The 23140-nt window shown below is 51.5% G+C and carries 25 protein-coding genes and 1 other annotated feature; of the genes, 7 read left to right on the forward strand and 18 right to left on the reverse strand.

Going from position 1 to position 23140, the window contains the following annotated elements; genetic code table 11:
- Nucleotides 1-401 precede the first annotated feature (401 nt).
- The 11 genes from trpA to LPW40_RS11370 all read right to left on the reverse strand — a co-directional run bounded on the left by trpA (nt 402) and on the right by LPW40_RS11370 (nt 11178).
- Entirely contained in the window at nt 402-1187 is a 786-nt protein-coding gene (gene trpA / locus LPW40_RS11320) for a tryptophan synthase subunit alpha (protein ID WP_230822362.1), read from the reverse strand.
- Entirely contained in the window at nt 1180-2388 is a 1209-nt protein-coding gene (trpB, locus tag LPW40_RS11325) for a tryptophan synthase subunit beta (RefSeq protein ID WP_230822363.1), read from the reverse strand. Before trpB ends, trpA begins: the two co-directional genes overlap by 8 nt.
- Nucleotides 2389-3000 carry a phosphoribosylanthranilate isomerase gene (locus LPW40_RS11330; protein WP_230822364.1) on the reverse strand — a complete coding sequence of 204 codons (612 nt, stop codon included), beginning with the start codon at nt 2998-3000 and terminating at the stop codon, nt 2389-2391.
- Entirely contained in the window at nt 2997-3761 is a 765-nt protein-coding gene (trpC, locus tag LPW40_RS11335; protein WP_230822365.1) for an indole-3-glycerol phosphate synthase TrpC, read from the reverse strand. The genes LPW40_RS11330 and trpC overlap by 4 nt, the downstream gene beginning before the upstream one ends.
- Nucleotides 3758-4819, reverse strand: coding sequence for an anthranilate phosphoribosyltransferase (gene trpD / locus LPW40_RS11340; RefSeq protein ID WP_230822366.1), 1062 nt, complete (start codon nt 4817-4819; stop codon nt 3758-3760). The genes trpC and trpD overlap by 4 nt, the downstream gene beginning before the upstream one ends.
- Nucleotides 4820-5101: 282 nt before the next feature.
- Nucleotides 5102-5326, reverse strand: a binding site (T-box leader).
- A 61-nt stretch (nt 5327-5387) separates the two neighbouring features.
- Complete coding sequence (locus LPW40_RS11345) at nt 5388-6632, reverse strand: Glu/Leu/Phe/Val family dehydrogenase (RefSeq protein WP_230822367.1); 1245 nt, start codon at nt 6630-6632, stop codon at nt 5388-5390.
- A 152-nt stretch (nt 6633-6784) separates the two neighbouring features.
- Nucleotides 6785-8029: a Glu/Leu/Phe/Val family dehydrogenase gene (locus tag LPW40_RS11350; RefSeq protein ID WP_230822368.1), complete on the reverse strand. Its 1245-nt coding sequence runs from the start codon at nt 8027-8029 to the stop codon at nt 6785-6787.
- 79 nt (nt 8030-8108) lie between these two features.
- Complete coding sequence (locus LPW40_RS11355; protein WP_230822369.1) at nt 8109-9302, reverse strand: ornithine--oxo-acid transaminase; 1194 nt, start codon at nt 9300-9302, stop codon at nt 8109-8111.
- Between the two features lie 259 nt (nt 9303-9561).
- Complete coding sequence (ygs, locus tag LPW40_RS11360) at nt 9562-9942, reverse strand: S1 domain-containing post-transcriptional regulator Ygs (RefSeq protein WP_097042494.1); 381 nt, start codon at nt 9940-9942, stop codon at nt 9562-9564.
- Between the two features lie 257 nt (nt 9943-10199).
- The gene (locus tag LPW40_RS11365) at nt 10200-10403 is read right to left on the reverse strand and encodes a hypothetical protein (RefSeq protein WP_230822370.1); all 204 of its coding nucleotides are present in this window, start codon (nt 10401-10403) and stop codon (nt 10200-10202) included.
- A 184-nt stretch (nt 10404-10587) separates the two neighbouring features.
- Nucleotides 10588-11178, reverse strand: a complete 591-nt coding sequence (locus tag LPW40_RS11370; RefSeq protein ID WP_230822371.1) for a peptidylprolyl isomerase — start codon at nt 11176-11178, stop codon at nt 10588-10590.
- A gap of 191 nt (nt 11179-11369) precedes the next feature.
- Between LPW40_RS11370 and LPW40_RS11375 the strand changes: the two genes are divergently transcribed.
- From LPW40_RS11375 to mnhG (LPW40_RS11405), 7 genes are read left to right on the forward strand one after another with little or no spacing between them, the layout of a single operon-like run.
- Nucleotides 11370-13772 (forward strand): Na+/H+ antiporter subunit A, encoded by a 2403-nt coding sequence (locus tag LPW40_RS11375; protein ID WP_230822372.1) that lies wholly within the window; start codon nt 11370-11372, stop codon nt 13770-13772.
- Nucleotides 13756-14253, forward strand: a complete 498-nt coding sequence (locus tag LPW40_RS11380) for a Na(+)/H(+) antiporter subunit B (protein WP_230822373.1) — start codon at nt 13756-13758, stop codon at nt 14251-14253. The genes LPW40_RS11375 and LPW40_RS11380 overlap by 17 nt, the downstream gene beginning before the upstream one ends.
- On the forward strand, nt 14253-14597 hold the full coding sequence (locus LPW40_RS11385; protein ID WP_230822374.1) for a Na(+)/H(+) antiporter subunit C: 345 nt from the start codon (nt 14253-14255) through the stop codon (nt 14595-14597). Before LPW40_RS11380 ends, LPW40_RS11385 begins: the two co-directional genes overlap by 1 nt.
- The gene (locus LPW40_RS11390) at nt 14590-16083 is read left to right on the forward strand and encodes a Na+/H+ antiporter subunit D (protein WP_230822375.1); all 1494 of its coding nucleotides are present in this window, start codon (nt 14590-14592) and stop codon (nt 16081-16083) included. Before LPW40_RS11385 ends, LPW40_RS11390 begins: the two co-directional genes overlap by 8 nt.
- Complete coding sequence (locus LPW40_RS11395; RefSeq protein WP_230822376.1) at nt 16084-16563, forward strand: Na+/H+ antiporter subunit E; 480 nt, start codon at nt 16084-16086, stop codon at nt 16561-16563.
- Nucleotides 16560-16859 carry a Na(+)/H(+) antiporter subunit F1 gene (locus tag LPW40_RS11400; protein ID WP_230822377.1) on the forward strand — a complete coding sequence of 100 codons (300 nt, stop codon included), beginning with the start codon at nt 16560-16562 and terminating at the stop codon, nt 16857-16859. The genes LPW40_RS11395 and LPW40_RS11400 overlap by 4 nt, the downstream gene beginning before the upstream one ends.
- Nucleotides 16852-17223: a monovalent cation/H(+) antiporter subunit G gene (gene mnhG / locus LPW40_RS11405; protein WP_230822378.1), complete on the forward strand. Its 372-nt coding sequence runs from the start codon at nt 16852-16854 to the stop codon at nt 17221-17223. Before LPW40_RS11400 ends, mnhG (LPW40_RS11405) begins: the two co-directional genes overlap by 8 nt.
- A 54-nt stretch (nt 17224-17277) precedes the next feature.
- Here mnhG (LPW40_RS11405) and mnhG (LPW40_RS11410) read toward each other — a convergent pair whose 3' ends face one another.
- The 7 genes from mnhG (LPW40_RS11410) to LPW40_RS11440 are packed head-to-tail and all read right to left on the reverse strand — an operon-like array spanning nt 17278 to nt 23062.
- Entirely contained in the window at nt 17278-17658 is a 381-nt protein-coding gene (gene mnhG, locus LPW40_RS11410; protein WP_230822379.1) for a monovalent cation/H(+) antiporter subunit G, read from the reverse strand.
- Nucleotides 17645-17920, reverse strand: a complete 276-nt coding sequence (locus tag LPW40_RS11415) for a Na(+)/H(+) antiporter subunit F1 (RefSeq protein WP_230822380.1) — start codon at nt 17918-17920, stop codon at nt 17645-17647. The genes mnhG (LPW40_RS11410) and LPW40_RS11415 overlap by 14 nt, the downstream gene beginning before the upstream one ends.
- Nucleotides 17920-18396: a Na+/H+ antiporter subunit E gene (locus tag LPW40_RS11420; protein ID WP_230822381.1), complete on the reverse strand. Its 477-nt coding sequence runs from the start codon at nt 18394-18396 to the stop codon at nt 17920-17922. Before LPW40_RS11420 ends, LPW40_RS11415 begins: the two co-directional genes overlap by 1 nt.
- A 5-nt stretch (nt 18397-18401) precedes the next feature.
- A complete protein-coding gene (locus tag LPW40_RS11425; protein WP_230822382.1) occupies nt 18402-19886 on the reverse strand; it encodes a Na+/H+ antiporter subunit D in 1485 nt (494 codons plus the stop codon).
- Nucleotides 19879-20217, reverse strand: coding sequence for a Na(+)/H(+) antiporter subunit C (locus LPW40_RS11430; protein WP_230822383.1), 339 nt, complete (start codon nt 20215-20217; stop codon nt 19879-19881). Before LPW40_RS11430 ends, LPW40_RS11425 begins: the two co-directional genes overlap by 8 nt.
- A complete protein-coding gene (locus tag LPW40_RS11435; RefSeq protein WP_230822384.1) occupies nt 20217-20648 on the reverse strand; it encodes a Na(+)/H(+) antiporter subunit B in 432 nt (143 codons plus the stop codon). The genes LPW40_RS11430 and LPW40_RS11435 overlap by 1 nt, the downstream gene beginning before the upstream one ends.
- Nucleotides 20645-23062 (reverse strand): Na+/H+ antiporter subunit A, encoded by a 2418-nt coding sequence (locus tag LPW40_RS11440; protein WP_230822385.1) that lies wholly within the window; start codon nt 23060-23062, stop codon nt 20645-20647. The genes LPW40_RS11435 and LPW40_RS11440 overlap by 4 nt, the downstream gene beginning before the upstream one ends.
- Nucleotides 23063-23140 lie beyond the last annotated feature (78 nt).

Below are 23140 nucleotides of genomic sequence, written 5' to 3' on the forward strand. Positions count from 1 at the left end.
GATGGTGTCCCAACTAACATTGTACTACAGAGCACAGGTGTGGCTCTTTATTCTTATTACACAACTATATGGACATAATCGAAAAACGCCTCCCAGCGACATAAGTCGGCCGCAAAGAAGGAATTTATGTCGAAAAACGCCTCCCAGCGACATAAGTCGGCCGTGATGAGTGAAGTTATGTCACAAAACGTCTTCCCGTGACATAAGACGGCCGCAAAGAAGGGAGTTATGCCGAAAAACACCTCCCAGCGACATAAGTCGGCCGCAAAGAAGGAAGTTATGCCGAAAAACGCCTCCCAGTGACATAAGTCGGCCGCAAAGAAGGGAGTTATGCCGAAAAACACCTCCCCATGACGCAAAAACGGCCGGCAGAGGTACACCCCTGCCGGCCGTCATGAAGTTTATTTTACTGCATTGCTTTTTTCAGGGATGAGGTTCTTGATGCCGTCCTCCTCACCCTTGTGCAGCATGTCGACGATCTTGCTGCCGACGATGACGCCGTCACAGTGGCGTCCGAGTGCTTCGGCCATCTCCCGGTTGGAGACGCCGAACCCTGCGCATACGGGCACATCGGCGATGCCCTTGATTTTCTCAAGCAGCTCGTAAGTATCCTCGCCGAATGATGTGCGGCCGCCGGTCGTCCCCTTTACCGTGACCGCGTACAAAAAGCCTTCCGCTCCTTCAGCAAGTTCACGGATCCGCTCCTCATCACTGGTCAGTGTGACGAGCCTGACGAGTGCGATATCATTATCGCGCAGATGCGTGCTGACTTCGCCTTCCTCCTCGAACGGCACATCCGGGAGTATCACGCCTGAGACTCCGGATTTGCGGGCATCTTCTGCGAATGCCTGATAGCCGATGTTCAGGACCGGGTTGATGTAAGTCATCAGCACGATCGGCACGTTGATATCATCTTTGATCTTTTTCAGCTCGTCCAGAATCTTCTGGAGCGAGACGCCTGCATCCAGTGCGCGGATCCCCGCCTGCTGGATCACCGGGCCGTCAGCGACCGGATCCGAGAACGGGATGCCGAGTTCGATGATATCCACCCCGGCTTCTTCAAGTTCCTTTATCTGGTCTTTCAGATTATCGAGCCCGCCGTCGCCTGCCATGATGTATGAAATAAACGCCTTGTCTCCGGTTTCCTTCAACTTCTCAAAAACTTGATCAATTTTTGTTTTACTCATTCTCTCCACCCCTTAACAGACGTTTGACTTCGCTGACATCCTTGTCGCCGCGGCCCGACAGGCAGATGACGACGACCTCATCGGAACTCTTGCCTTTGGCAACCTCGATGGCTTCCGCCACGGCATGGGCGCTCTCAAGCGCCGGTATGATGCCTTCTTTCCGGCTCAGCAGCTCAAAGGCTGCGAGTGCTTCCATATCGTTCCGGGAGACGTAATTCACCCGGCCGGTCGTATGGAGGTGGCTGTGTTCCGGTCCGATGCCCGGATAATCCAGCCCGGCCGATACGGAGTACGCCTCCTCGATCTGCCCGGCTTCATCCTGCAGCAGATGCATCTTCGCACCGTGCAGCACACCCACACGGCCCTTTGAGATCGATGCTGCATACTCATCCGTGTCGAGCCCTTTGCCTGCGGACTCAACGCCGATCAGTTCGACGCCCTCGTCCTCGATGAAAGGATAGAACATGCCCATCGCGTTGCTGCCGCCGCCGATGCATGCAACGATGCTGTCCGGCAGCCTGCCTTCCTTCTCCATGATCTGTTCCCTCGTCTCGCTGCCGATCACGCTCTGGAAGTCACGAACGATCTGCGGGAACGGGTGCGGCCCGAGCACGGAACCGAGGATGTAGTGCGTATCATCCACATTTGCAACCCAGTGGCGGAGCGTTGCATTGACCGCATCCTTCAATGTGCCGCGTCCTGCATCGACGCTGACGACTTCAGCACCGAGCAGTTCCATCCTGAAGACGTTCAGCTCCTGGCGCCTGACATCCTCCTTGCCCATGAAGATCGTGCACTCAAGGCCGAGGTTGGCACAGATTGTCGCCGTTGCGACGCCGTGCTGTCCGGCACCGGTTTCTGCGATGATTTTCTTTTTGCCCATGCGTTTGGCGAGCAGCCCCTGGCCGACCGTGTTGTTGATCTTATGCGCGCCGGTGTGGTTCAGATCTTCCCGCTTCAGATAGATCTTCGCACCGCCGATATGACCGCTTAAATTTTTTGCATAATAAAGCGGTGTCTCCCGTCCGACGAATTCCGTCAAATATTCATCGAGCTCATTCAGGAACGCTTCATCCTGGAGGGCTTTATTGTACTCCGCCTCCAGCTCATTCAATGCACCGATCAACGTTTCAGGCACATACCTGCCTCCGAACTCGCCGTACTTGCCTTTGCTGTCCGGAAATTCATATGATAATACCATCTATGACACCTCTTTAACATTTTTTATGAAGCTGCTGACCTTTTCCGGGTCTTTTATGCCGTCCGATTCCACACCGCTTGAAACATCCACGAGGGACGGTTCGAACACCGAGATCGCCTCCCCGACGTTTTCAGGTTTCAGTCCGCCTGCAAGCGCAAAGCGCGCCCTGTCGAGGCCCTCCTGGTCGAACGCTTCCCAGTCGAAACTGGAACCCGAACCGCCGTAGTATTCCTTCCTTGGACTGTCGACCAGGATGAACTCCGCCGGATAGGCGAATTTCTCTTTATTCGTGAATTCGGAATTGCTCGGGAACGCCTTGATCGCATGTCCCTTGAAGTTTTCCACGAAGCCCGGGGTCTCATCCCCGTGGAACTGTATGTAGTCGAGTCCCTTTTCCAGCGCCCCGCGTGCCTCCTCCATGGACGGATTGACGAACACCCCGACGGTTTTTACGCCCTTTTTATCAAGGCTGTCTAATATCCGCCCCACTTCATCAATCGTGACCTGCCTCTTGCTCGGTGCAAGGACGAATCCGATGAAGTCCGCCCCCGCATCGACGGCGTACTGTGCATCTTCAAGCGTCTGCATCCCGCAAATCTTCACCTTCGTCATATTTCCACCTTCAATTCCTTAATGATCTCCACCGGATGCTTCGCACGCATCAGCGTCTCGCCGACAAGCAGGCACCGGGCTTTCCCGTCGGCCATCTTCTGTGCATCCGCGCGGGTCTCCATGCCGCTTTCCGCGACGAATAAAATATCCTCATCATAATACTTATCGATCAAATTCACAGTGTTGTCGAGATCCACAAGGAACGTCTTAAGGTCGCGGTTGTTGATGCCGATGATTTCAGGATCGATTTTCAACGCCCGCTTCATCTCTTCTTCATCATGCACTTCCACGATCACTTCCATCCCGAGGTCCCGCGCCGTCTTGTGAAAACGTGCAAGCGTCTCATCATCCAGTATCGTCACGATAAGCAGGATGATGTCCGCGCCGTGGTTGTATGCGTCCACGATCTGCCGTTCATCGATGATGAAGTCCTTGTTCAGTATCGGCACATCGACCACCTGCCGCACATCGGCAAGATCACTCATCGACCCTTTGAAGAAGTCGCTTTCGGTCAGCACGCTGATTGCGTTCGTACCGCCCTCGACATACAGCCCCGCCTGATCCACCGGCGCAAGATCCGTATTGATGTCACCCTTGGACGGCGATGCCCTTTTTATTTCGCTGATGATGCCGAGTTCATCCTCCGCCTCCACCCTTGCTTTGAAAGCTACGGGCTTCCTTCCGGAAGTCTGCTCCACAGTTTCCGGATACTCCTTCAATCTCTCTCTTTTCGCTTCCACAATCTTATCCAGTATAGTCATTTGACACCCTCATTTGTATATTTGATCAATTCCTGAAGCTTTTCATTCGCACTGCCCGAGTCGATGCTCTCCTTCGCCTTTTCGATGCCTGCCTTGATGGACTCCGCTTTTTCAGCCGTGAAGATGGCGATGCCTGCATTCAAAAGCACCGTGTCCCTCTGTGCAGCCGTCGCATCACCCTTCAGGACATCGAGCAGTATCTGTTTGTTCACATGCCCGTCGCCGCCCCTCAGTTCTTCCATATCATACTCAGGCAGGCCGACATCTGAAGGCTTCAAGATATGCGTCCGCACTTCGCCGTCTTTCAGTATCGCAATCCTGTTTTCCCCGGCGAGGTTCGCCTCATCCATCGAATGTGCGCCGTTGACGACGACTGCGCGCTTCCTGCCGAGTGACTTCAGCACATGTGCCATCGTCTCGACCTGGTCCCGCTTATAGATGCCGAGGTACTGATAGTCCAGATCCACCGGATTGATCAGCGGCCCGATCATGTTGAAGACCGTCGGCACCTTCAGATCATTCCTCACCTTCATGATCTGCTTAATCTTCGGATGCACGAACGGGGCGAATAAAAATGCGATGCCCGTCGCATCAAGCTGTACCGCGACTTTTCCCGGGAAATAATCGAGCTTCAGACCGAGGGCCGACAATACATCCGAACTGCCTGTCAGGCTCGTAATACTCTTATTGCCATGCTTTGCGATCTTCACGCCTGCGCCCGCGATGACGAATGCGGAAGTCGTCGAGATATTGAAGCTGTTCGAACCGTCGCCGCCGGTGCCGCAGTTGTCGATGACGCCCGGCACATGGTGCGGCAGCTTCGTCGCGTGGTCTTTCAAGACCGTGACCAATGCGGTGATCTCCCCGACCGTCTCACCCTTCTCCTTCAATCCCATCAGGAGGGACGCAATTTCGCTGTCTGAAGCCCGGCCTTCCAGCACTGCATCAAAGGCATCATACATCTCATCGAACGTCAGATCTTCCTTGCGTGATAACTTTAAAATATATGGGTAAACCGAAATCGTCTCATTAGTGATGTGTACAGCTGATTGTGTCATTATAAAAACCTCCATTTGTTATTTTTGAATAAAAAAAGCCCCCACCGGTCATATGACCAATGGAGGACGGGTTACCGCGGTGCCACCTCTGTTAAGCATTGTGCTTCTCTCGATGTCTGTAACGTCGACAAAACGCGATATCGTCCATCAGGCCCATTCCACCAATACCGCCGGACACCCTCTCACCACCGGGCATCTCTCTGTCGCAGACGATACTGGTATACTTACTCTGATCAATATCTGTTATTAAATTATTAAAAAAGGCTCCCCGAATCCTGTACGAAAAAGGACGGGGAGCCGTGGTGCCACCTTAATTGACTGCGTACTGCAGTCCACTTTATATGCAGCATAATGAATTATGCCGAAATCCCTGTTAACGCTGGTCAGACGCCGGTATAAACCGGTTCATATCGGAAGTCCATTCACAAATTCACTGCACCGGTTCACACCGACCACCGGCTCTCTGAAACAGGAAAACCTGCTACTCTTCTCCCAAAAATCATTTATTTTTACTGTTGCAAACCATCTTAAAACAAATTTCTGATAATTGCAAGTATAAAATTTATTTTTATGCCCAGTTGCGGTATCTGATGGCTTCCGCCGTCTTCCTGATGCCCACCACATAAGCCGCAAGACGCATGTCGACCTGCCTTGCTTCATGGAAGTCATAAATTTCATCGAAGGACTTGCTCATCTTTTCCTCAAGCAGTTCCTGGATCTCATCATCTTCCCAATAGTAGCCGGTCTTGTTCTGCACCCATTCGAAATAGGATACGGTGACGCCGCCCGCTGATGCGAGCACATCCGGCACAAGCAGTTTGCCGCGCTCGGTCAGGATCTCCGTCGCCTCTTCCGTCGTCGGGCCGTTTGCCGCCTCGACGATGATATCGGCTTTGATGTTGTGGACATTGTCCACCGTGATCTGATTCGCAATTGCTGCGGGGATCAGGATATCGCATTCGCTCTCGAGCAGTTCCTCGTTCGTCAGGACCTCCACGCCGATCGCTTCGGCATCGATGCCTTTATCCTTGTTTTCGATGATATAGTCGATATCGATGCCGTCCTCATGGTAAAGTGCACGGGTCGATCTTGAAATGCCGACGATCTTCGCACCTGCATCAAAGAGGATCTTCGAAATGAAGCTGCCCGCGTTGCCGAAGCCCTGGACCACGACACGCGCATCTTCCATTTTGATGTTCCTTTTTTCAAGTGCTTTTTTCACGCAGATCACGGCACCCATGGCGGTTGCAGTATTCCTGCCTTTTGAACCGCCGAGCGCAAGAGGTTTCCCTGTGATGAACTCAAGAGGGTTGTCATTGTGCTTCATGCTGTACTCATCGAGCATCCATGACATGACCTGTGCGTTCGTGTACACATCCGGTGCAGGGATGTCCTTAAGCGGTCCGACGAACTGTGAAATCGCCCTGATGTAGCCGCGTGCGATGCCTTCGATCTCCCTCTGGCTCAGTTCCTTCGGGTTGCAGATCACGCCGCCTTTACCGCCGCCGTATGGCAGGTTGACGATGCCCGCTTTCAAAGTCATCCACATGGAAAGTGCAATCACTTCATCACGGTCGACATCCGGGTGGAATCTGATTCCGCCCTTCGTCGGACCCGCTGCATCGCTGTGCTGGGCACGGTAGCCTGTGAAGACCTGCACCGAACCGTCGTCCATGCGCACCGGTATGCGAACAGTCAGCACCCTGGACGGTTCCTTGATGAGCTCATACATGCCTTCATCGTAACCAAGCATGTCCAATGCTTTATGTAACACTTTCTGTGTTGATTGTATAAGATTAGAAGTTTCAGCCATTAGAGAAATCCCCCTGCTTTTTTGTGAATAAACATACATATTAGACTATAATATTACTATACCATTCATTACTTTTCAATATATTTATTGTATTTTCTAAAAATTGTCATGATAAAAAGCCGGGAAGTGCATCTCCCCGGCTTTTCCTCTGTTTACGCCCAGCCTCTGTACCTTGCAGCTTCGGCCGTACGCTTAAGACCGACGATATATGCAGCAAGGCGCATATCGATGTGGCGCTTATCATGCAGATCATAAATTTCATTGAACGCTTTTTTAAGTTTGATTTCGAGCTTTTCGTTGACTTCGTCCTCGTCCCAGTAATATCCCTGGTTGTTCTGGACCCACTCGAAGTATGACACGGTCACGCCGCCCGCTGATGCGAGCACATCCGGCACAAGCAGCTTGCCCGCTTCATGCAGTATGGCTGTCGCACCTTTCGTCGTCGGCCCGTTTGCCGCTTCACAGATGATGTCCGCCTTGATGTTGTGGGCGTTGTCTTCGGTGATCTGGTTTTCGATCGCCGCCGGAATGAGTACGTCGCAATCGAGTTCGAGCAGTTCTTCGTTCGTGATGATATCATCGAACAGGTTCGTCACCATGCCGAAGCTGTCACGGCGGTCAAGCAGATAGTCGATATCCAGGCCGTCCGGATCATGCAGTGCACCGTTGGCATCGGAGATGCCGACGATCTTCGCACCGTAATCGTACAGGATCTTCGACAGGAAGCTGCCTGCGTTGCCGAATCCCTGGATCACTATTCTTACATCTTCAAAAGTCTTACCACGCTTTTCAAGCGCGTATCCGAGGCACAGCACGACACCCATCGCTGTTGCACGGTCACGGCCCTGTGAGCCGCCGAGCACGATCGGCTTACCGGTGATGAAGCCCGGGGAGTTGAATGCATCAAGCATGCTGTACTCATCCATCATCCATGCCATGATCTGCGAGTTCGTGAATACATCCGGTGCCGGAATATCCTTGGCCGGTCCGACGAACTGGGAGATTGCACGCACGTATCCGCGTGAGAGGCGTTCAACCTCTTCGATGCTCATCTCACGCGGGTCGCAGATGATCCCGCCCTTACCGCCGCCGTATGGCAGGTCCACGATTCCCGCCTTCAAAGTCATCCACATCGACAGTGCGACGACTTCCTCCTCGGTGACGTTCGGGTGGAACCTGACGCCGCCTTTGGTCGGCCCGACCGCATCATTATGCTGGGCACGGAAACCCGTGAACACTTTGACTGAACCGTCATCCATGCGCACCGGTATGCGTACCCTGAGAACCCTCAAAGGTTCCTTGATCAAATCATACATGCCTTCATCGAAGCCGAGTTTCTCCAGCGCTTCAGCGATGATGGCCTGTGTGGAAGTAACTAAATTCCTATTCTCTGACATTAATATCCGCCTCTTTTATGAAACTGTTTTCACTGTTATTATACCCTCTATTGTATCATACTGGGCGCTTTTGAAAAGGCTATTTGGCCAATACAGCTTTAACTTTTTCAATCGCTGTATCCAGGTCTTTCTGCTCGATGATGAGCGGCGGTGCAAAGCGTATGACAGTCTCATGCGTCTCTTTGCACAGGATGCCCTCTTCCTTCAGTGCTTCACAGTACGGGCGTGCCGATTCAGTCAGCTCGAGCCCGATGAACAGACCGCGGCCGCGGACGTCCTTGATCCTGTCATCATCGATTTTCAGCAGTTCAGCCTTGAAATATTCACCGAGTTCATGTGATTTTTCAACCAGTTTCTCGTCGATCAGCACATCGAGCGCCGCTTCCGACACTGCACATGCAAGCGGGTTCCCGCCGAACGTGGAACCGTGCGAGCCCGCATTGAACACACTCAGCACCTCACTGTCCGCAAGTACGCAGGAAATCGGGAACACCCCGCCGCCGAGCGCCTTGCCGAGGATGTACATATCAGGGACGACCTCATCCCAGTCACATGCAAAGAGCTTGCCCGAACGGCCGAGACCGGACTGGATTTCATCGGCGATGAACAATACATTATGCTCATCACACACTTCCCTGACCTGCTTTAAGAAACCTTCAGGCGGTATATTGATGCCCGCTTCACCCTGAATCGGCTCGAGGAGGATGGCTGCCGTATTTTCATTGATCGCTTCTTTGATCTGGTCGATGTCGCCGAAATCAACAAGCTTGAATCCTTCAACGAGTGGACCGTAACCGCGTTTGTACTCCGCTTCCGAAGACAGGGATACCGGTACGAGTGTACGTCCGTGGAAGTTCTGGTTCATCGCTATGATCTCTGCCTTGTTGTCTTCCACGCCCTTGACTTCATATGCCCAGCGGCGGGCAGCCTTGACTGCAGTTTCCACAGCTTCGGCACCCGTGTTCATCGGCAGTGCCATCTCCTTGCCTGCAAGCTTGCAGACTTTTTCATACCATGGACCGAGTTTATCCGAGTGGAATGCCCTCGATGTCAGGGTGACCCTGTCCGCCTGATCTTTGAGCGCCTGGATGATCTTCGGATGTCTGTGCCCCTGGTTGACCGCAGAATATGCACTGAGCATATCCATATATTCATTGCCCTCAGGGTCCCTCACCCATATGCCTTCAGCTTCCGATACGACGATCGGCAGCGGATTGTAGTTCGGTGCACCGTACTTGTTTGTAATTTCAATGATTTCACTTGATTTTGTCAATTGCCTCATCCCTTCATATTCACTTTATGTAATACTGTACCTGGTAAATGCTTCAGACCGCCATGGACGGCCCCGTCAAAACCTGTTGTGCGCAAAACTCTGTTGATATATTTCCAACCGGCGATAAACTCCCATCCTCTATAATGACAATTCCAGAAGGTTTTTTCAAGTTTTAATATTCAGTCAAGTGCGCGGGACTTTTTTTGGCAAAATAAAAAATCTACAGAATGAACTGTAGATTTTGCCTTTAAGATAATTTTCACTTATCCTGCATCCGCATTTTAGCTTCCTGTATCCACTGCGGCATCTTTTGTCGAAGGGACTCGAACCCGTATTCCTCTGAGTCTTTGATCTGTTCTATTATCGAACGTTTGTCTTTCTTCTTTTCTTCGTTCTTGAAATATTCGTTCTCCTTCAATGTCAGATTCAATTTTCCGTCCGGACCGACGCTGAGCACTTTGGCTTTGACGATCTGCCCTTTTGATAAATATTGGCTGACATTGTGAACGTAATCATTCATCACTTCGGAGATGTGAATGAGTCCTTCTTGATTATCAGGGGTTCTGACAAAAGCACCGTAGGGCTGGATACCAGTAACTTTAACTTTTACAAACTGGTTTTTGCGGTATTTTTTTGTCACATTCATTACCCCGCTAACATAAGCTCTATCCAATTGTCATTTTACCATATCATGGATATATAATCTAATGGAAAGAAAATTTGTCTCTCGGGGGACGCCTGAAGCCGCCGTGAATATGGAAGAGGCACCCCGCCTTGCAGGATGCCTCTTCCACTTTTCTTATATTTTTATAATATGGTGAGCTATTTCAATCAGCAGTCCATATCCTCACCCTCTTTTAAAGGGTCCGGCGCTGAACCGGCGTGTATACTCCGATGTCACCTTCCGGATTCATCGGCTTCCTTCTGCTCGAGCTTCCTCATCACTTCTTCTTCGAAGTTCTTCATCTTCTCTTCCTGATTTTTAGAGTAGGATTTGATGATCCGGTATGCGGCATACGCAACCAGAAAACATATCAGCATAGCAAATGCTGCAGGGATATATTCCATCGGATCGTCCGGGAAATATAGGAAATCCATCATATTACATCACTCACCTTTTCCAAGTCATTATAACAAATCCCTTTTTATATTAAACACCCGATTAGTGACCAATTTGTGAGAACTTGATTTTGACTTCCGTCTTCCCGGTCATTTCGGATGGTTTCCGGTCTTTTTTAAAATAAAAAACCGGCTCTGGAATGAGCCGGCTCCGGATGATCGTATATTATTCTGTGACTTCGATGGTTTCTATCTTCACTTCATCTACAGGGCGGTCCTGTGCCCCTGTTTTCACTTCGGCTATATTTTCCACAATATCCATTCCCGCGATCACGTGGCCGAATACCGTATGCCTCTGATCGAGCCATGGCGTGCCGCCCTGTGTCTTATACGCTTCGATGATTTCCTCGGGATAGCCTGCGCCTTCGAGCTGGGAGAGCATCTGGGAAGGCACTTCCTTCAGCTGGACGATGAAGAACTGGCTGCCGTTCGTGCTCGGTCCCGCATTCGCCATGGACAGTGCACCGTAAAGGTTGAACGCCTCCGTTGAAAATTCGTCTTCGAACGTTCCGCCCCATATGCTCTCGCCGCCCATGCCCGTGCCTGTCGGGTCGCCGCCCTGGATCATGAAGTCCTTGATCACACGGTGGAATATCTGGCCGTCATAGTAGCCGTTCTTTGCGTGGGTGGTGAAGTTTTCGACTGTTTTTGGAGCGATGTCCTTGAGCAGTTTGACAGTCACATCACCGTGGTTGGTCTTTATTACTGCCTGTACTTCGTTCTCGCCCAATGAATCCGTTAATTGTGGGTAAGTCATAAATAGCCTCCTAGGATTTCAAAAATTTCAAATTCACGTTTGGATTTCGTGAATTTTTAAAGATAAAAAGTTAATCTCTCCGTATATATTACTACAAAAAGTTCATTTTTTTCAAACTGTATACATTTATTTAGATGTATCATTAATGTATAATAATTTTATATTGCAAAAAACGCTAAGGAGGAGAACAAGTGACGCTGATACACTTTGCTATTTTACTGCCCGTCATTGCTGCTGTGGGCATCGGCATATTATACAGGTTCTACAAAAAAATCCATCTTGGCTGGTTTGTCCTGCCCATTCCCGCCGTCATCACCGTCTACCTGGCCACATTGATACCGGCCGTCAGCAACAATCAGGTGATTTATGAAACGATGCAGTTCATGCCGAGGGTGGGCATGAATTTCGATGTTTATATAGATGGCCTGAGCCTGCTTTTCGCCATACTCATTGCCGGCATCGGGACACTTGTGGTCCTTTACTCCATCGGTTACCTCTCACAGCAGGAAAAGCTCGGCAACTTCTATGTATACCTGCTGATATTCATGACCGCGATGCTCGGTGTGGTCCTGAATGACAATGTACTCATGCTTTATTTATTCTGGGAACTGACTTCAATATCCAGTTTCCTCCTCATCGCCTACTGGTTCACAAGGGAGCGCTCCATCTACGGTGCGCAGAAGTCGATGCTCATCACAATGTTCGGAGGATTCCTTATGCTCGGGGGGTTCATCATCCTCAGCCTGATCACGGATACATACAGTATCAGGGGGATGATCGAACAGGTGCCGGCCATCCAGGAAGACCCGATGACGATGCTTGCGATCGTCCTGATCCTTTTCGGGGCTTTCACGAAGTCTGCGCAGTTCCCGTTCTACATCTGGCTGCCGGACGCGATGGAGGCACCGACCCCGGTCAGCGCCTACCTTCACTCGGCGACGATGGTCAAAGCGGGACTGTACCTGGTTGCAAGGTTCACTCCGCTGTTCGCATTTTCCGAACTGTGGGTATGGAGTATCCTCGGAGTCGGACTCATCACACTCGTATGGGCTGCATTCAATGCAATCAAGCAGGATGACCTGAAAGCCGTACTCGCTTTCTCCACCGTCTCCCAGCTTGGACTCATCATGTCGCTCCTCGGGGCCGGCGCGCTCGCCGTTCAGACCGGTGCGGCCGAAGGGCTGTTCACTGTTGCCGTCGTCGCAGCCGTGTTCCATCTGATCAACCATGCGACGTTCAAAGGTGCCCTGTTCATGATCATCGGCATCGTCGACCACGAAACTGGCACAAGAAGCCTGAAGAAGCTCGGCGGCCTTATGACGATCATGCCGATCTCATTCACCATGACCCTCATCACATCACTGTCCATGGCAGGAATACCCCCATTCAACGGCTTCCTGTCCAAAGAATTGTTTCTGGAGGCGATGTTTGCACTCCGGGAAGCGGACTTCAGCGTGCTTGCCGATGTGAGCGTGCTGTTCCCGCTGCTTGCGATCGTCGGCAGCATCTTCACATTCGTCTACTCGATCATTTTGATCAGGGGCATTTTCATGGGCAAACAGATGCCCGCCACACCCAAGAAGCCTCAGGAAGCCCCTGCACTCATGCTGATTTCACCTATGATACTGACGATTCTCGTCGTAGTCTTCGGGCTGTTCCCGAACATCCTGTCCGGCTCGATCATCGATCCGGCGGCGATGAGCATCCTGAACACTTCGGAACCGCTGAACACCGAGATTTACCACTGGCACGGCTGGGACAGCCCGGCGCTGTGGTCGACGATTGCCATCATAGCCGCCGGTACACTGATGTATCTCTTCAGGGATGTCTGGAAGCCGGTCTACAGGCTTGGCACCGATGCCTTCACACTCAACTATCTATATGACCAGGGCCTGATTTACAGCCGCCTTGGTGCAGAAAGGATCACCGACGGATATATGACGGGTTATATACGGTCTTATCTGATTTATATATTCGGTGCATTCGTCATATTTTCACTCATCACCCTGATCAATACGGATATTTCATTCGATTGGGGGGTCACCGCACCCATCGCCCTGCCTGAGATGCTGATCATACTCATCATCCTTGCAGCGGTGGCCGCGATGCTGATCACGCGTTCGAGGATGGTCTCCATCATCATGTTCAGTACGATCGGGTTTTCACTTTCCCTCCTGTTCGTGTTTTTCAGGGCAGTGGATCTCGCGCTGACGCAGCTTGCGGTGGAAGCCATCACTACAGCACTTTTCCTGCTGGCATTCTTCCATCTGCCGAAACGCAGCCGGCATGAAGAGCACAGGAGATTCAAGCTGAATAACCTGATGATCTCTGCAGCGGTGGGCATCGTCGCGACGGTGATCGGACTTGCGGCATATTCCAACCGCCTGTTCGATTCGATCAGCCAGTTCTATATCGACAACGTCTACGACCTTGCGGCCGGCGGCAACATGGTCAACGTCATCCTCGTTGACTTCCGCGGCCTCGATACTTTATTCGAAACGCTCGTATTCGGCATTGCAGGCCTCGGCGTTTTTGTACTATTGAAACTCAGAGTCAATAAGGAAGGAGAGAATAAATATGAAGAGCACCCTTAAAAAACTGGGTTACAACAGAGTTCATAAACAGATGAATGACGTGTTCCTGAAATATACCGCGAAAGTGGTATTCCTTGTCATCATCACCTTCTCGATCAATTTATTCTTCTCAGGACATTATACACCCGGCGGCGGCTTCGTCGGCGGGCTGCTGGCGGCGGGGGCGATCATACTCCTCCTGCTGGCATATGATCTGAAGACATTGCGTAAAATGCTTCCGATCGATGATAAAAGGACGATTACACTCGGACTTGCGATATCCTTCATCATCCCGGTGCTCCTGATGTTTTTCGGCACCCCGCTCTTCACACATCAGTATACGTATCTGCAGCTCCCTGTGTTCGGTGAAGTGCCGCTCCATACAGCTGTGATATTCGATGTCGGTGTATACATCACCGTAGCCGGCACGACGTTGCTGATCATCACCCTGCTCGCTTCCGAGCAGTTCATGTCGGATGCTGAAGGGGCGGATAAGGAATAATGGAGATTTTAATCATTGTACTCGCCGGCCTGCTGATCGGTGCATCAGTGTACCTCATGCTCTCGAAGAGTCTGCTCCGCATCATCCTCGGCACCGGCATCTTAAGCCACGGCATACTGCTCATGCTTCTGACGATGGGCGGGCTCAAACGGGGCGGCATCCCGGTGCTGGACGATTCCGTCCAGCAGTATACGGACCCGCTGCCGCAGGCAATGCTGCTCACCGTCATCGTCATCACTTTCGCGCTGACGGCCTATATGCTCGTCGTTGCGATACGTGTCTACAGGGAGCTTGGTACCGACGATGTCGAACAACTAAAAGGAGTGCCTAGAGAAGATGACTGATATCATACCCATACTGCCCATAATGATCCCTGTCCTGGCCGGCATCATCCTGCTCGCCATCGGCAGGACCAACATTTATCTGCACAGGGTCATCGCATCGCTGACGGCCCTCCTCATGGTCATCGTGTCGATCGTCATAGTATACTATGTCGCACAATACGGCATCATCGTCACCCACGTCGGCAACTGGGAAGCACCCTTCGGCGTCAGCCTTGTTGTGGATATGCTTGCGGCGCTGCTCGTCCTTGCGACGTCGATCGTCACTTTTGCCGTCGTCGTATATTCCTTCCAGTCGATTGACGCGGCGAGGGAGCGTTTCTTTTATTACCCTATGATCATGTTCATGATCTCCGGCATCAACGGTGCCTTTACGACAGGCGATATATTCAACATGTTCGTATTCTTCGAAGTGTTTCTGCTCGCCTCATATGTGCTGATCACGACCGGCGGCACGAAAATCCAGCTTCAGGAAGGATTCAAGTATCTGCTTGTCAATATCCTCTCCTCGAACTTCTTCGTGCTTGCCGTCGCCTACCTGTATTCGGCAGTCGGCTCATTGAACATGGCGGATATCCATAATAAACTGTCCGCATTTGACGGCGATGCGTCCATCATGTCACTCATCGCCGTCGTCATGCTGTTCGTGTTCGCGACCAAAGCCGGGCTGTTCCCGTTCTACTTCTGGCTGCCCGGCTCGTATTTTGCACCGCCCATGCCCATCATGGCACTGTTCGGTGCACTGCTGACGAAAGTCGGTGTTTATGCCATAGCCCGGGTCTATTCATTATTCTTCATCGATAATGTCGAGTTCACGCATCAGATGCTGATGCTGCTCGCGGTGCTTACGATTGTGATGGGGTCGATCGGGGCAATCGCCTATTCCGACATGAAGAAGATCGTCATCTACAACATACTGATCGCCATAGGAATCATCGTCGCCGGCATTTCAATGATGGATGAGGCAGGCACTGTCGGTGCCACATACTATCTGATCAATGACATCATCATAAAAGCGGGCCTCTTCCTCCTTGTCGGTTTCATCATCTACAGGACCGGGGAGAGTGACATCACCAAGCTCGGCGGACTGATGAAGATCCATCCGGTGACCGGGTGGATGCTCCTGATTTCGGCTTTCGGCCTCGCAGGGGTTCCGCCCCTGCCGGGTTTCTACGGCAAGCTGTTCATCGTGACGTCGCTGTTCGATAACGGCCATGCCGTCTCAGGCATCATCGTACTCCTTTCCAGCCTGGTGGTGCTGTATTCGATCCTCAGGATATTCATCTCGGTCTTCTGGGGTGAGAGCATGGACTTCACCAAATTGAAGCCGATCAGTTATGACAAGCTTTTATTCTCGTCATTCCTGATGGTGATCATCATGGTCGCCTTCGGTTTCGGGGCGGATGCCCTTTACCCGCTCTTCGACAGCGCAGCACAGTCATTATATGAACCTTCATCCTATTCCGGTTATTTGTTGGGGGTGGATTAATTGGCATTACAAATTTTAATCAATATCACGCTCGCATTCCTTTGGGTGCTGATCGTTTCAGATCTCTCGCTCGGGTCGCTTGCCCTCGGTTATCTGATCGGAATTTTCCCGGTCTATATCATCAGGGATTTTTTGCCCGGCAGATTCTACCTGATCAGGGTCTATTATTCCCTGAAGCTGATTTTCGTGTTCGCCATTGAACTCATCAAAGCCAACTATGACTTGACGAAAATCATCGTCAGCCCGAAAATCGACATCCATCCCGGCTTCTTCGCCTACCCTTGCGACCTTGAGGAGGAGTGGGAGATCGCCCTGCTTTCGGCGTTGATTTCTTTAACGCCGGGCACTGTGATCGTTGCCATCTCGGATGACTATTCCACAATCTACATCCACGGAATCAATGCCCTGGATGTGGATGCGGAGATTTCACTGATCAAAAACCGTTTTGAGAAATTGATTGAAGAGGTGAGCAAACCATGACGACCTTCCTGGAGATTGTAATACTGACAAGCGGAATCATATTCGCACTGTCCCTCGTCGGCCTGTCGTACAGGATCATCGTCGGGCCGACGCTGCATGACAAGATCGTCGCACTGGATGCATTCGGGGTGATGCTCATGGGGATGATCGCCATCACCGCGATCACCCTCGGCTCGGTATATTTCATCCCGATCATACTGCTCATCGGTACACTGGCATTCCTGTCCACCATAACATTTGCCAAATACCTGGAAAGGAATGTGATTATAGATGATGATAGAGATTCTGATGAATAGTCTGATCGCGTTCTTCCTGATCGGCGGCACGCTGATGACTGCGCTTGCTGTGGTCGGCATGATCCGGCTGCCGGATATGTATTCAAGGCTGCATGCCACGACGAAGAGCACGACGCTCGGAGTCATCATGATCATGACGGGCGCTTTCCTGTATTTCTGGTATATCGACGGATTGATCGAGACCAACCTGCTCCTCGGCGCACTGTTCATCCTACTGACGGCACCGGTGTCGAGCCACCTTCTGTCCCGCAGCGCCTTCCACGCCGACGTGAAGCCTTACAAGCTGACCGTTCTGAATGATCTGAAGCGGGATGAATCGGATCCGGATGCTGAAAATGATCCGGACAGGGATATCGTGAAATAATTCTTCAGTAACACAAAAAAGACATTTGATGCCGCGGCATCAAATGTCTTTTTTTCATTCTCCGGAAGTTCTTTTCAATTTTTCCTTTTCCCGTTCGATGTCCATCGCATCGCCAAGCTCATCAATCGAAGTGGCTTCCTCGAGCTTCACGTTTGTCCTGTAGGCCGAACGGTTGACCGCAAGTGCTGCAAGAGGCGCCGTCATGAGGACGAATACGATCGTCAGAAGCAATTTAAAATTGAAATCGCCCTGTGTGACCAGAAAGAAGATGACGGCCCCGAACATGATGCTCATCACGCCGAGCGTGGAGCTCTTGCCCCCTGCGTGCGTCCTTGAGTAGACATCACGCAGCCTGATGAGGCCGATGGCACTGACGGATATGAAGAAGGCCCCGACTATGACGAAGAAGCTCACAATGATTTCAGTTATCGTCAATGACCACACCTCTTTCAATGAATTTCGCCATGGCGATTGTTCCGACGAATCCGATGATGGCGACGACTAATGCGATATCGTCATAGACGATGGTCTCCTGAAGCATCATGACCAGGCCGATGATGCCGATCAGCATCATGCCGAGTGTGTCCAGTGCAAGGATTCTGTCGCTTGTCGTCGGCCCGAGGACCGCCCGGGCGAGTACGACGAGCAGTGATGCAGAAGTCACTATAAGTGCCGCGTATAAAATGATATCGAACATTATTTCGTCACCTCCTTGATCGCTTTTTCAAACGATCCTTTGATCTGTGCCACCATTGCATCCTGATCATCCACATCGATGGAATGGACGTAGATCGTCTTGCCGTCCGAAGAGAAATCCATGGATACGGTCCCCGGCGTCAAAGTGATCAATGCAGCGAGTGTCGAAATTTCCAGCTCCGTCTCGAGGGAAGTCTCCACTGCGATGATGCCCGGCTTATGGTTCATCCGCGGACGGAGCACGACTTTTGCAACATCGATGTTGGCTTTGATCATCTCGATCAGAAATATCCATACAAGCCTTACGAATGCAATGACCCTTTCGAAATAAAAGTCGAACTCCATGAACCTTCTGAGCAGGAACAAAAGCAGGAGACCGATGAGGAACCCGAAAACAAAATTGGGCATCGTGTAACTATCCTGCAAAAACATCCAAATAACCGCTATCAACAAATTAACCATGAATTGAAATGCCATATCATCTACTCCTTAAGTACCGCATCCACATAATTCGACGGCTCCAGAATCTGTTCTGCGATGTGCAGTGAATATGTGAAGATCGGTTCAGCTGCAAGTCCCAGTATGACTGAGAATGCCACGAGTGGTGCGATTGGTATCAACAGATTGGTCACTGATGTATTGTACTGGCGATCGGTCAGTTTATTCTCGCCCCAGAAGACATACCCGAAGATTTTCATCATGGAGATGAGTGTCAGCAGGCCGACAAGCAGCGCCACGCCTGAAATGACCCACTGGCCTTCCTGGAAACCGCCCAGGATGATCGGGAACTTACTGAAGAACCCGCTGAGCGGCGGTATGCCTGCAAGTGAGATCGCGGCGATGAAGAACGACCAGGTCAGCACAGGGTGCGACTTGATGAGGCCGCCCATCTCCTTGATGTTCGTGGTGCCAGTGATCTTCTCCGTCGCTCCCGCAAGGAGGAAGAGCGCAGTCTTCACGAACATATGGTGGACGATGTAGTAGATGGCACCGGCCACCGCGAGCGGTGTGAAGATGCCGAGTCCCATGACCATATACCCGACCTGGGATATGATGTGGTAGGACAGTATGCGCTTGAAGTCGAACTGCGACACGGCACCGAGCACCCCGAACAGCATCGTGAACCCGGCGACCGTCACGATGAGGCCTTTATGCGTGAACATCGGTTCATGATAGAAAATCAGCGTGAACATGCGGATGATCGCATAGATCCCGACCTTCGTGAGCAGACCCCCGAACAGCGCCGCAAGTGCGGCAGGCGGGCCGAAATATGCTCTCGGCAGCCAGAAGTACAGCGGGAAAAGTGCCCCTTTGGCGGCGAATACGATGAAGAACATCACGCCCACCACGGTGAGGATTCCCGGCTGTTCAAGCTGCGCCACCCTCTCGGACAGGTGCGCGAAGTTCAGCGTACCCGTGATGGAGTAGATCCACGCGACCGCCATGACGAACAGGGCGGATCCGAAGATGTTCAAAATGACATACTTGAACGACTCACGCAGCTGGTATTTCGTGCCCCCGTTGACGATCAGGACATAGGAGGACAGCAGCATGACTTCGAAGAATACGAATAAGTTGAATATATCCCCCGTGAGGAATGACCCATTCACCCCGACCAGCAGGAAGAAGTAGAATGGGTAGAAATAATATCTCTCACGCTGTTTTGAAATCGTCCCGAATGCAAAGAAAAGACAGGATGCACCGAGTATGCTCGTTATGAGGAGCATGAGTGCTGCCAGGTTGTCCAGCACGAGCGTGATACCGTAAGGTGCCGCCCAGTCACCGGCCTCCAGTATGACCGTGTCCTGCTGGTAGGCCATGACCGCCAGATAGGCCGACAGGCCCACCATGGCAAGCACACTTACACCACTGATGATTCTCTGTGCCCTGGATTTTTTGGCAAAGAAGACGAGCACTGCTCCGATGATGAATGGAAATATTATAGGTAAAATGATCAAGTTACTCATCTTTCTCTCCTCTCAGGTCGTAAAGATCCACAGTCTTGTGCTCCTGATACGTCCGGTAGACGAGCACGGATACGAATGCCGTGATACCGAAGTTGATGACGATCGCTGTCAGGATCAGCGCCTGCGGAAGTGGATCCGCATATGCTTCCGCTTCAAGGAACAACAGCGGCGGTGCGCCCCTCTGCAGACCTGCCATGGTGAACAGTATGAGATGGACACTGTGGGACAGGAGCAGGGTTCCAATGAGCACCCGGATGATGTTTCTTGAGAACATCAGGTAAACGGCTACGGCAAACAATATGCCGATGACTACCGACATTAGTATTTCCATTAAGAATCATCCTCCACTATCGTCAGTATGAATGTCATCGCAGCACCCACAACCAGCAGGTAGACGCCGAGATCGAAGATCAGTGCGGTCGTCAGCTCCACCTCTCCGAAGAAAGGCAGCTGGAAGTAGTCGAAGAACTGCTTCAGGTAAGGATAGCCGGCAATCCAGGAAATGATGCCCGTCGATACGGCAAGCAGCAGCCCGATGCTCATCATATAGGTGTAGTTGAACGGCAGCGCTGCCTTGATGCGGTCGATGCCGAACACAAGATAAATCACGAGTATTGCGATGGCGCTCATCAGACCGCCGATGAACCCGCCCCCCGGCGCGTTATGCCCGGAGAAGAAGAGATATATGGAGAAGGTCACGACGATGATCGCGATCATTCTGATGAAGACGCGGAACATCATATCATTCGGTTCTTTTATCATACATCATCACTCTCCCTGACTTTTAATTTGATCAGTGATACCACGCCCAAAGCCGCTATGCCGAGCACGAGCAGCTCAAGCATGGTATCCAGGCCACGGAAGTCGACCAGGACGACGTTGACCATATTGTATCCGCCGGCCAGTATTTTGGAATTCTCTATATAGTATTCGGATATCGCAGCAAGCGACGTCGTCTGACCGAATGTGAAGGCACTGATCGACACCAGTGTGACCATGAGCCCCGCAAGGCCTGCGATGACGATGTTGATCGTCTTGGTCAGCGGTGTGATGTCATCCTTGGTCAGGTTCGGCAGGTGATAGAACACTGCCATGAACAGGAGAACCGAGACGGTCTCCACCATCAGCTGCGTCAGTGCAAGGTCCGGCGCCCTGAATACCGTGAATATGAAGGCGACCAGGAAACCGGCAAATCCTGCCAGTATGATTGCAGTCATCCTGTTGTTCACTTTCGGAAGCAGCAGCACCGTGATGACGAGTGCACCCAGGATGAAGTACATGAAGATGTCGATGTCACTTGCATTATCCATACCGAAATGGAAGCCTTCGAAGCGGAACATCGTATAGAACATGATGCCGACGATGAACAGCAGCATATACACCAGGTAATCCCGGAGCATGCCCGTCATCTGGGCACGGGTCAATATCTGCGAGCCTTTGATCAATAAATCATAGCCATTGTCGTAGGCAGCCGTCATGATATCCCGCTCCCTCTGATAGATGCCGAGCTTCGACCATTTGTCCATCGTGATGTAGACGACGATTCCAAGTGCGACCGCACCCGCCGTCATCATCAGCTCAAGGTTGATGCCGTGCCAGTGGTATATATCCACATAGAATGCCGATCCTTCGCTCAATATGCCCGGGAGTATCGACATCATCGCCGGTTCGATGATCGTATAAGCCAGCATATTCGGGAAGATGCTGATGAGCAGCACTGCAACAGCCAGCACGATCGGACTGATCAGCAGACCTGCAGGTGCTTCGTGAACTTTCTTGACTGGAAGTGCCTCCGGCTTGAATTTGCCCCTGAACGTCCTGAAGAAGATGATTGCACTGTAGGCAAAAGTGAATATGCTTGCGATCCAAGCGACGACCGGCAGAATCATGCCGATCGTATCACCATTCCACATATCGTACTGCACGACATTCGTGATCCCCGTAAAGAACAGCTCCTTGCTCAGGAATCCGTTGAACGGCGGGAGGCCCGCCATCGCTGCAAGACCGATGAATGAAATAGTGGCCGTGACCGGCATGATGGTCATCAGGCCGCCGAGCTTCCTGATATCCCTTGTACCCGTTTCATGGTCGACGATTCCCGCCACCATGAACAGGCTGCCTTTGAACGTTGCATGGTTGATCAGATGGAAAATTGCGGCAAGTATCGCCGTCGTATACAACGCATTATCCCCGTCCATATAGTAGAACGCGGCCGATCCCGCACCGAGCAGGCTCATGATCATACCGAGCTGACTGACCGTTGAAAATGCGAGTATCGCTTTTAAGTCCTTCTGCCTCACCGCCGAGACGGCGCCCCACAACATGGTGAAGATACCGAAGGATGTGATGATCCAGAACCATTCGGCACCACCGGCGAACACCGGCGTCATACGTGCCACAAGGTAGATTCCCGCCTTGACCATGGTTGCGGAGTGCAGGTACGCACTGACCGGCGTCGGTGCTTCCATCGCATCCGGCAGCCAGATATGGAACGGGAACTGTGCCGACTTCGTGAATGCACCGAGCAGGACAAGTATCATCGCTGCAAGGAACAGATCATGCCCCAATATGACATCGGCATTCCCGACCATCTCCCTGATGCTGAAAGTGCCGGCCATCACATAAAGCAGCGAGAAGCCCCCGAGCATCGAAAGCCCGCCGAAGACCGTGATGTACATGGATTTCTGTGCACCGTACACCGATGCTTTCTTCGAGTACCAGTAGCTGATCAGCAGCGCTGATGAAATACTTGTAATCTCCCAGAATACATACAGCACGATGATGTTGTCGGAAAGGACCACACCAAGCATTGCGCCCATGAACAACAGTATGTAGACGTAGAAATGGTTGAGCCTTTCCTTTTTCCCTGCCAGATAGAAGATCGAATAGAGGATGACGAGCGTCCCTATCCCGGTGATCAGCAGAGCGAACAACAGGCTCAGGCCGTCGACATACAAATCGAAGTTGATGCCGAGTGACGGCACCCATTCCATCCGCTGCAGCTCATCCCGTCCATCTGAAGTCACTGATATGAACGACAGGAAATAGATGAACAGAATGAGTGGTACGAATAATACGAACCAGCCCGTGTGGATCTTCCTAATGTATTTGAATAAAAATGGCACCAGTACAGCAAATAAGAAGGGTGCAAGTACTGCAAAATGTAAAAAAGTCATCTCTGTTCCCCCAATATCTCTGATAAAGATCATTTCTTTTATTTTCAAGGGCATTCCAAATAAAAAAAGAAGCCCTCG

Source organism: Salinicoccus halitifaciens, from assembly GCF_021026095.1.
Taxonomy (GTDB): Bacteria; Bacillota; Bacilli; order Staphylococcales; family Salinicoccaceae; genus Lacicoccus; species Lacicoccus halitifaciens.

Excerpts from the sequence above, each read along its gene's own strand:
- trpA (WP_230822362.1), bottom strand. The coding sequence starts at position 1,187 with ATGAGTAAAACAAAAATTGATCAAGTTTTTGAGAAGTTGAAGGAAACC.
- trpB (WP_230822363.1), bottom strand. The coding sequence starts at position 2,388 with ATGGTATTATCATATGAATTTCCGGACAGCAAAGGCAAGTACGGCGAG.
- LPW40_RS11330 (WP_230822364.1), bottom strand. The coding sequence starts at position 3,000 with ATGACGAAGGTGAAGATTTGCGGGATGCAGACGCTTGAAGATGCACAG.
- trpC (WP_230822365.1), bottom strand. The coding sequence starts at position 3,761 with ATGACTATACTGGATAAGATTGTGGAAGCGAAAAGAGAGAGATTGAAG.
- trpD (WP_230822366.1), bottom strand. The coding sequence starts at position 4,819 with ATGACACAATCAGCTGTACACATCACTAATGAGACGATTTCGGTTTAC.
- LPW40_RS11345 (WP_230822367.1), bottom strand. The coding sequence starts at position 6,632 with ATGGCTGAAACTTCTAATCTTATACAATCAACACAGAAAGTGTTACAT.
- LPW40_RS11350 (WP_230822368.1), bottom strand. The coding sequence starts at position 8,029 with ATGTCAGAGAATAGGAATTTAGTTACTTCCACACAGGCCATCATCGCT.
- LPW40_RS11365 (WP_230822370.1), bottom strand. The coding sequence starts at position 10,403 with ATGATGGATTTCCTATATTTCCCGGACGATCCGATGGAATATATCCCT.
- LPW40_RS11370 (WP_230822371.1), bottom strand. The coding sequence starts at position 11,178 with ATGACTTACCCACAATTAACGGATTCATTGGGCGAGAACGAAGTACAG.
- LPW40_RS11380 (WP_230822373.1), top strand. The coding sequence starts at position 13,756 with ATGAAGAGCACCCTTAAAAAACTGGGTTACAACAGAGTTCATAAACAG.
- LPW40_RS11385 (WP_230822374.1), top strand. The coding sequence starts at position 14,253 with ATGGAGATTTTAATCATTGTACTCGCCGGCCTGCTGATCGGTGCATCA.
- LPW40_RS11390 (WP_230822375.1), top strand. The coding sequence starts at position 14,590 with ATGACTGATATCATACCCATACTGCCCATAATGATCCCTGTCCTGGCC.
- LPW40_RS11400 (WP_230822377.1), top strand. The coding sequence starts at position 16,560 with ATGACGACCTTCCTGGAGATTGTAATACTGACAAGCGGAATCATATTC.
- mnhG (WP_230822378.1), top strand. The coding sequence starts at position 16,852 with ATGAATAGTCTGATCGCGTTCTTCCTGATCGGCGGCACGCTGATGACT.
- LPW40_RS11415 (WP_230822380.1), bottom strand. The coding sequence starts at position 17,920 with ATGTTCGATATCATTTTATACGCGGCACTTATAGTGACTTCTGCATCA.
- LPW40_RS11420 (WP_230822381.1), bottom strand. The coding sequence starts at position 18,396 with ATGGCATTTCAATTCATGGTTAATTTGTTGATAGCGGTTATTTGGATG.
- LPW40_RS11425 (WP_230822382.1), bottom strand. The coding sequence starts at position 19,886 with ATGAGTAACTTGATCATTTTACCTATAATATTTCCATTCATCATCGGA.
- LPW40_RS11430 (WP_230822383.1), bottom strand. The coding sequence starts at position 20,217 with ATGGAAATACTAATGTCGGTAGTCATCGGCATATTGTTTGCCGTAGCC.
- LPW40_RS11435 (WP_230822384.1), bottom strand. The coding sequence starts at position 20,648 with ATGATAAAAGAACCGAATGATATGATGTTCCGCGTCTTCATCAGAATG.
- LPW40_RS11440 (WP_230822385.1), bottom strand. The coding sequence starts at position 23,062 with ATGACTTTTTTACATTTTGCAGTACTTGCACCCTTCTTATTTGCTGTA.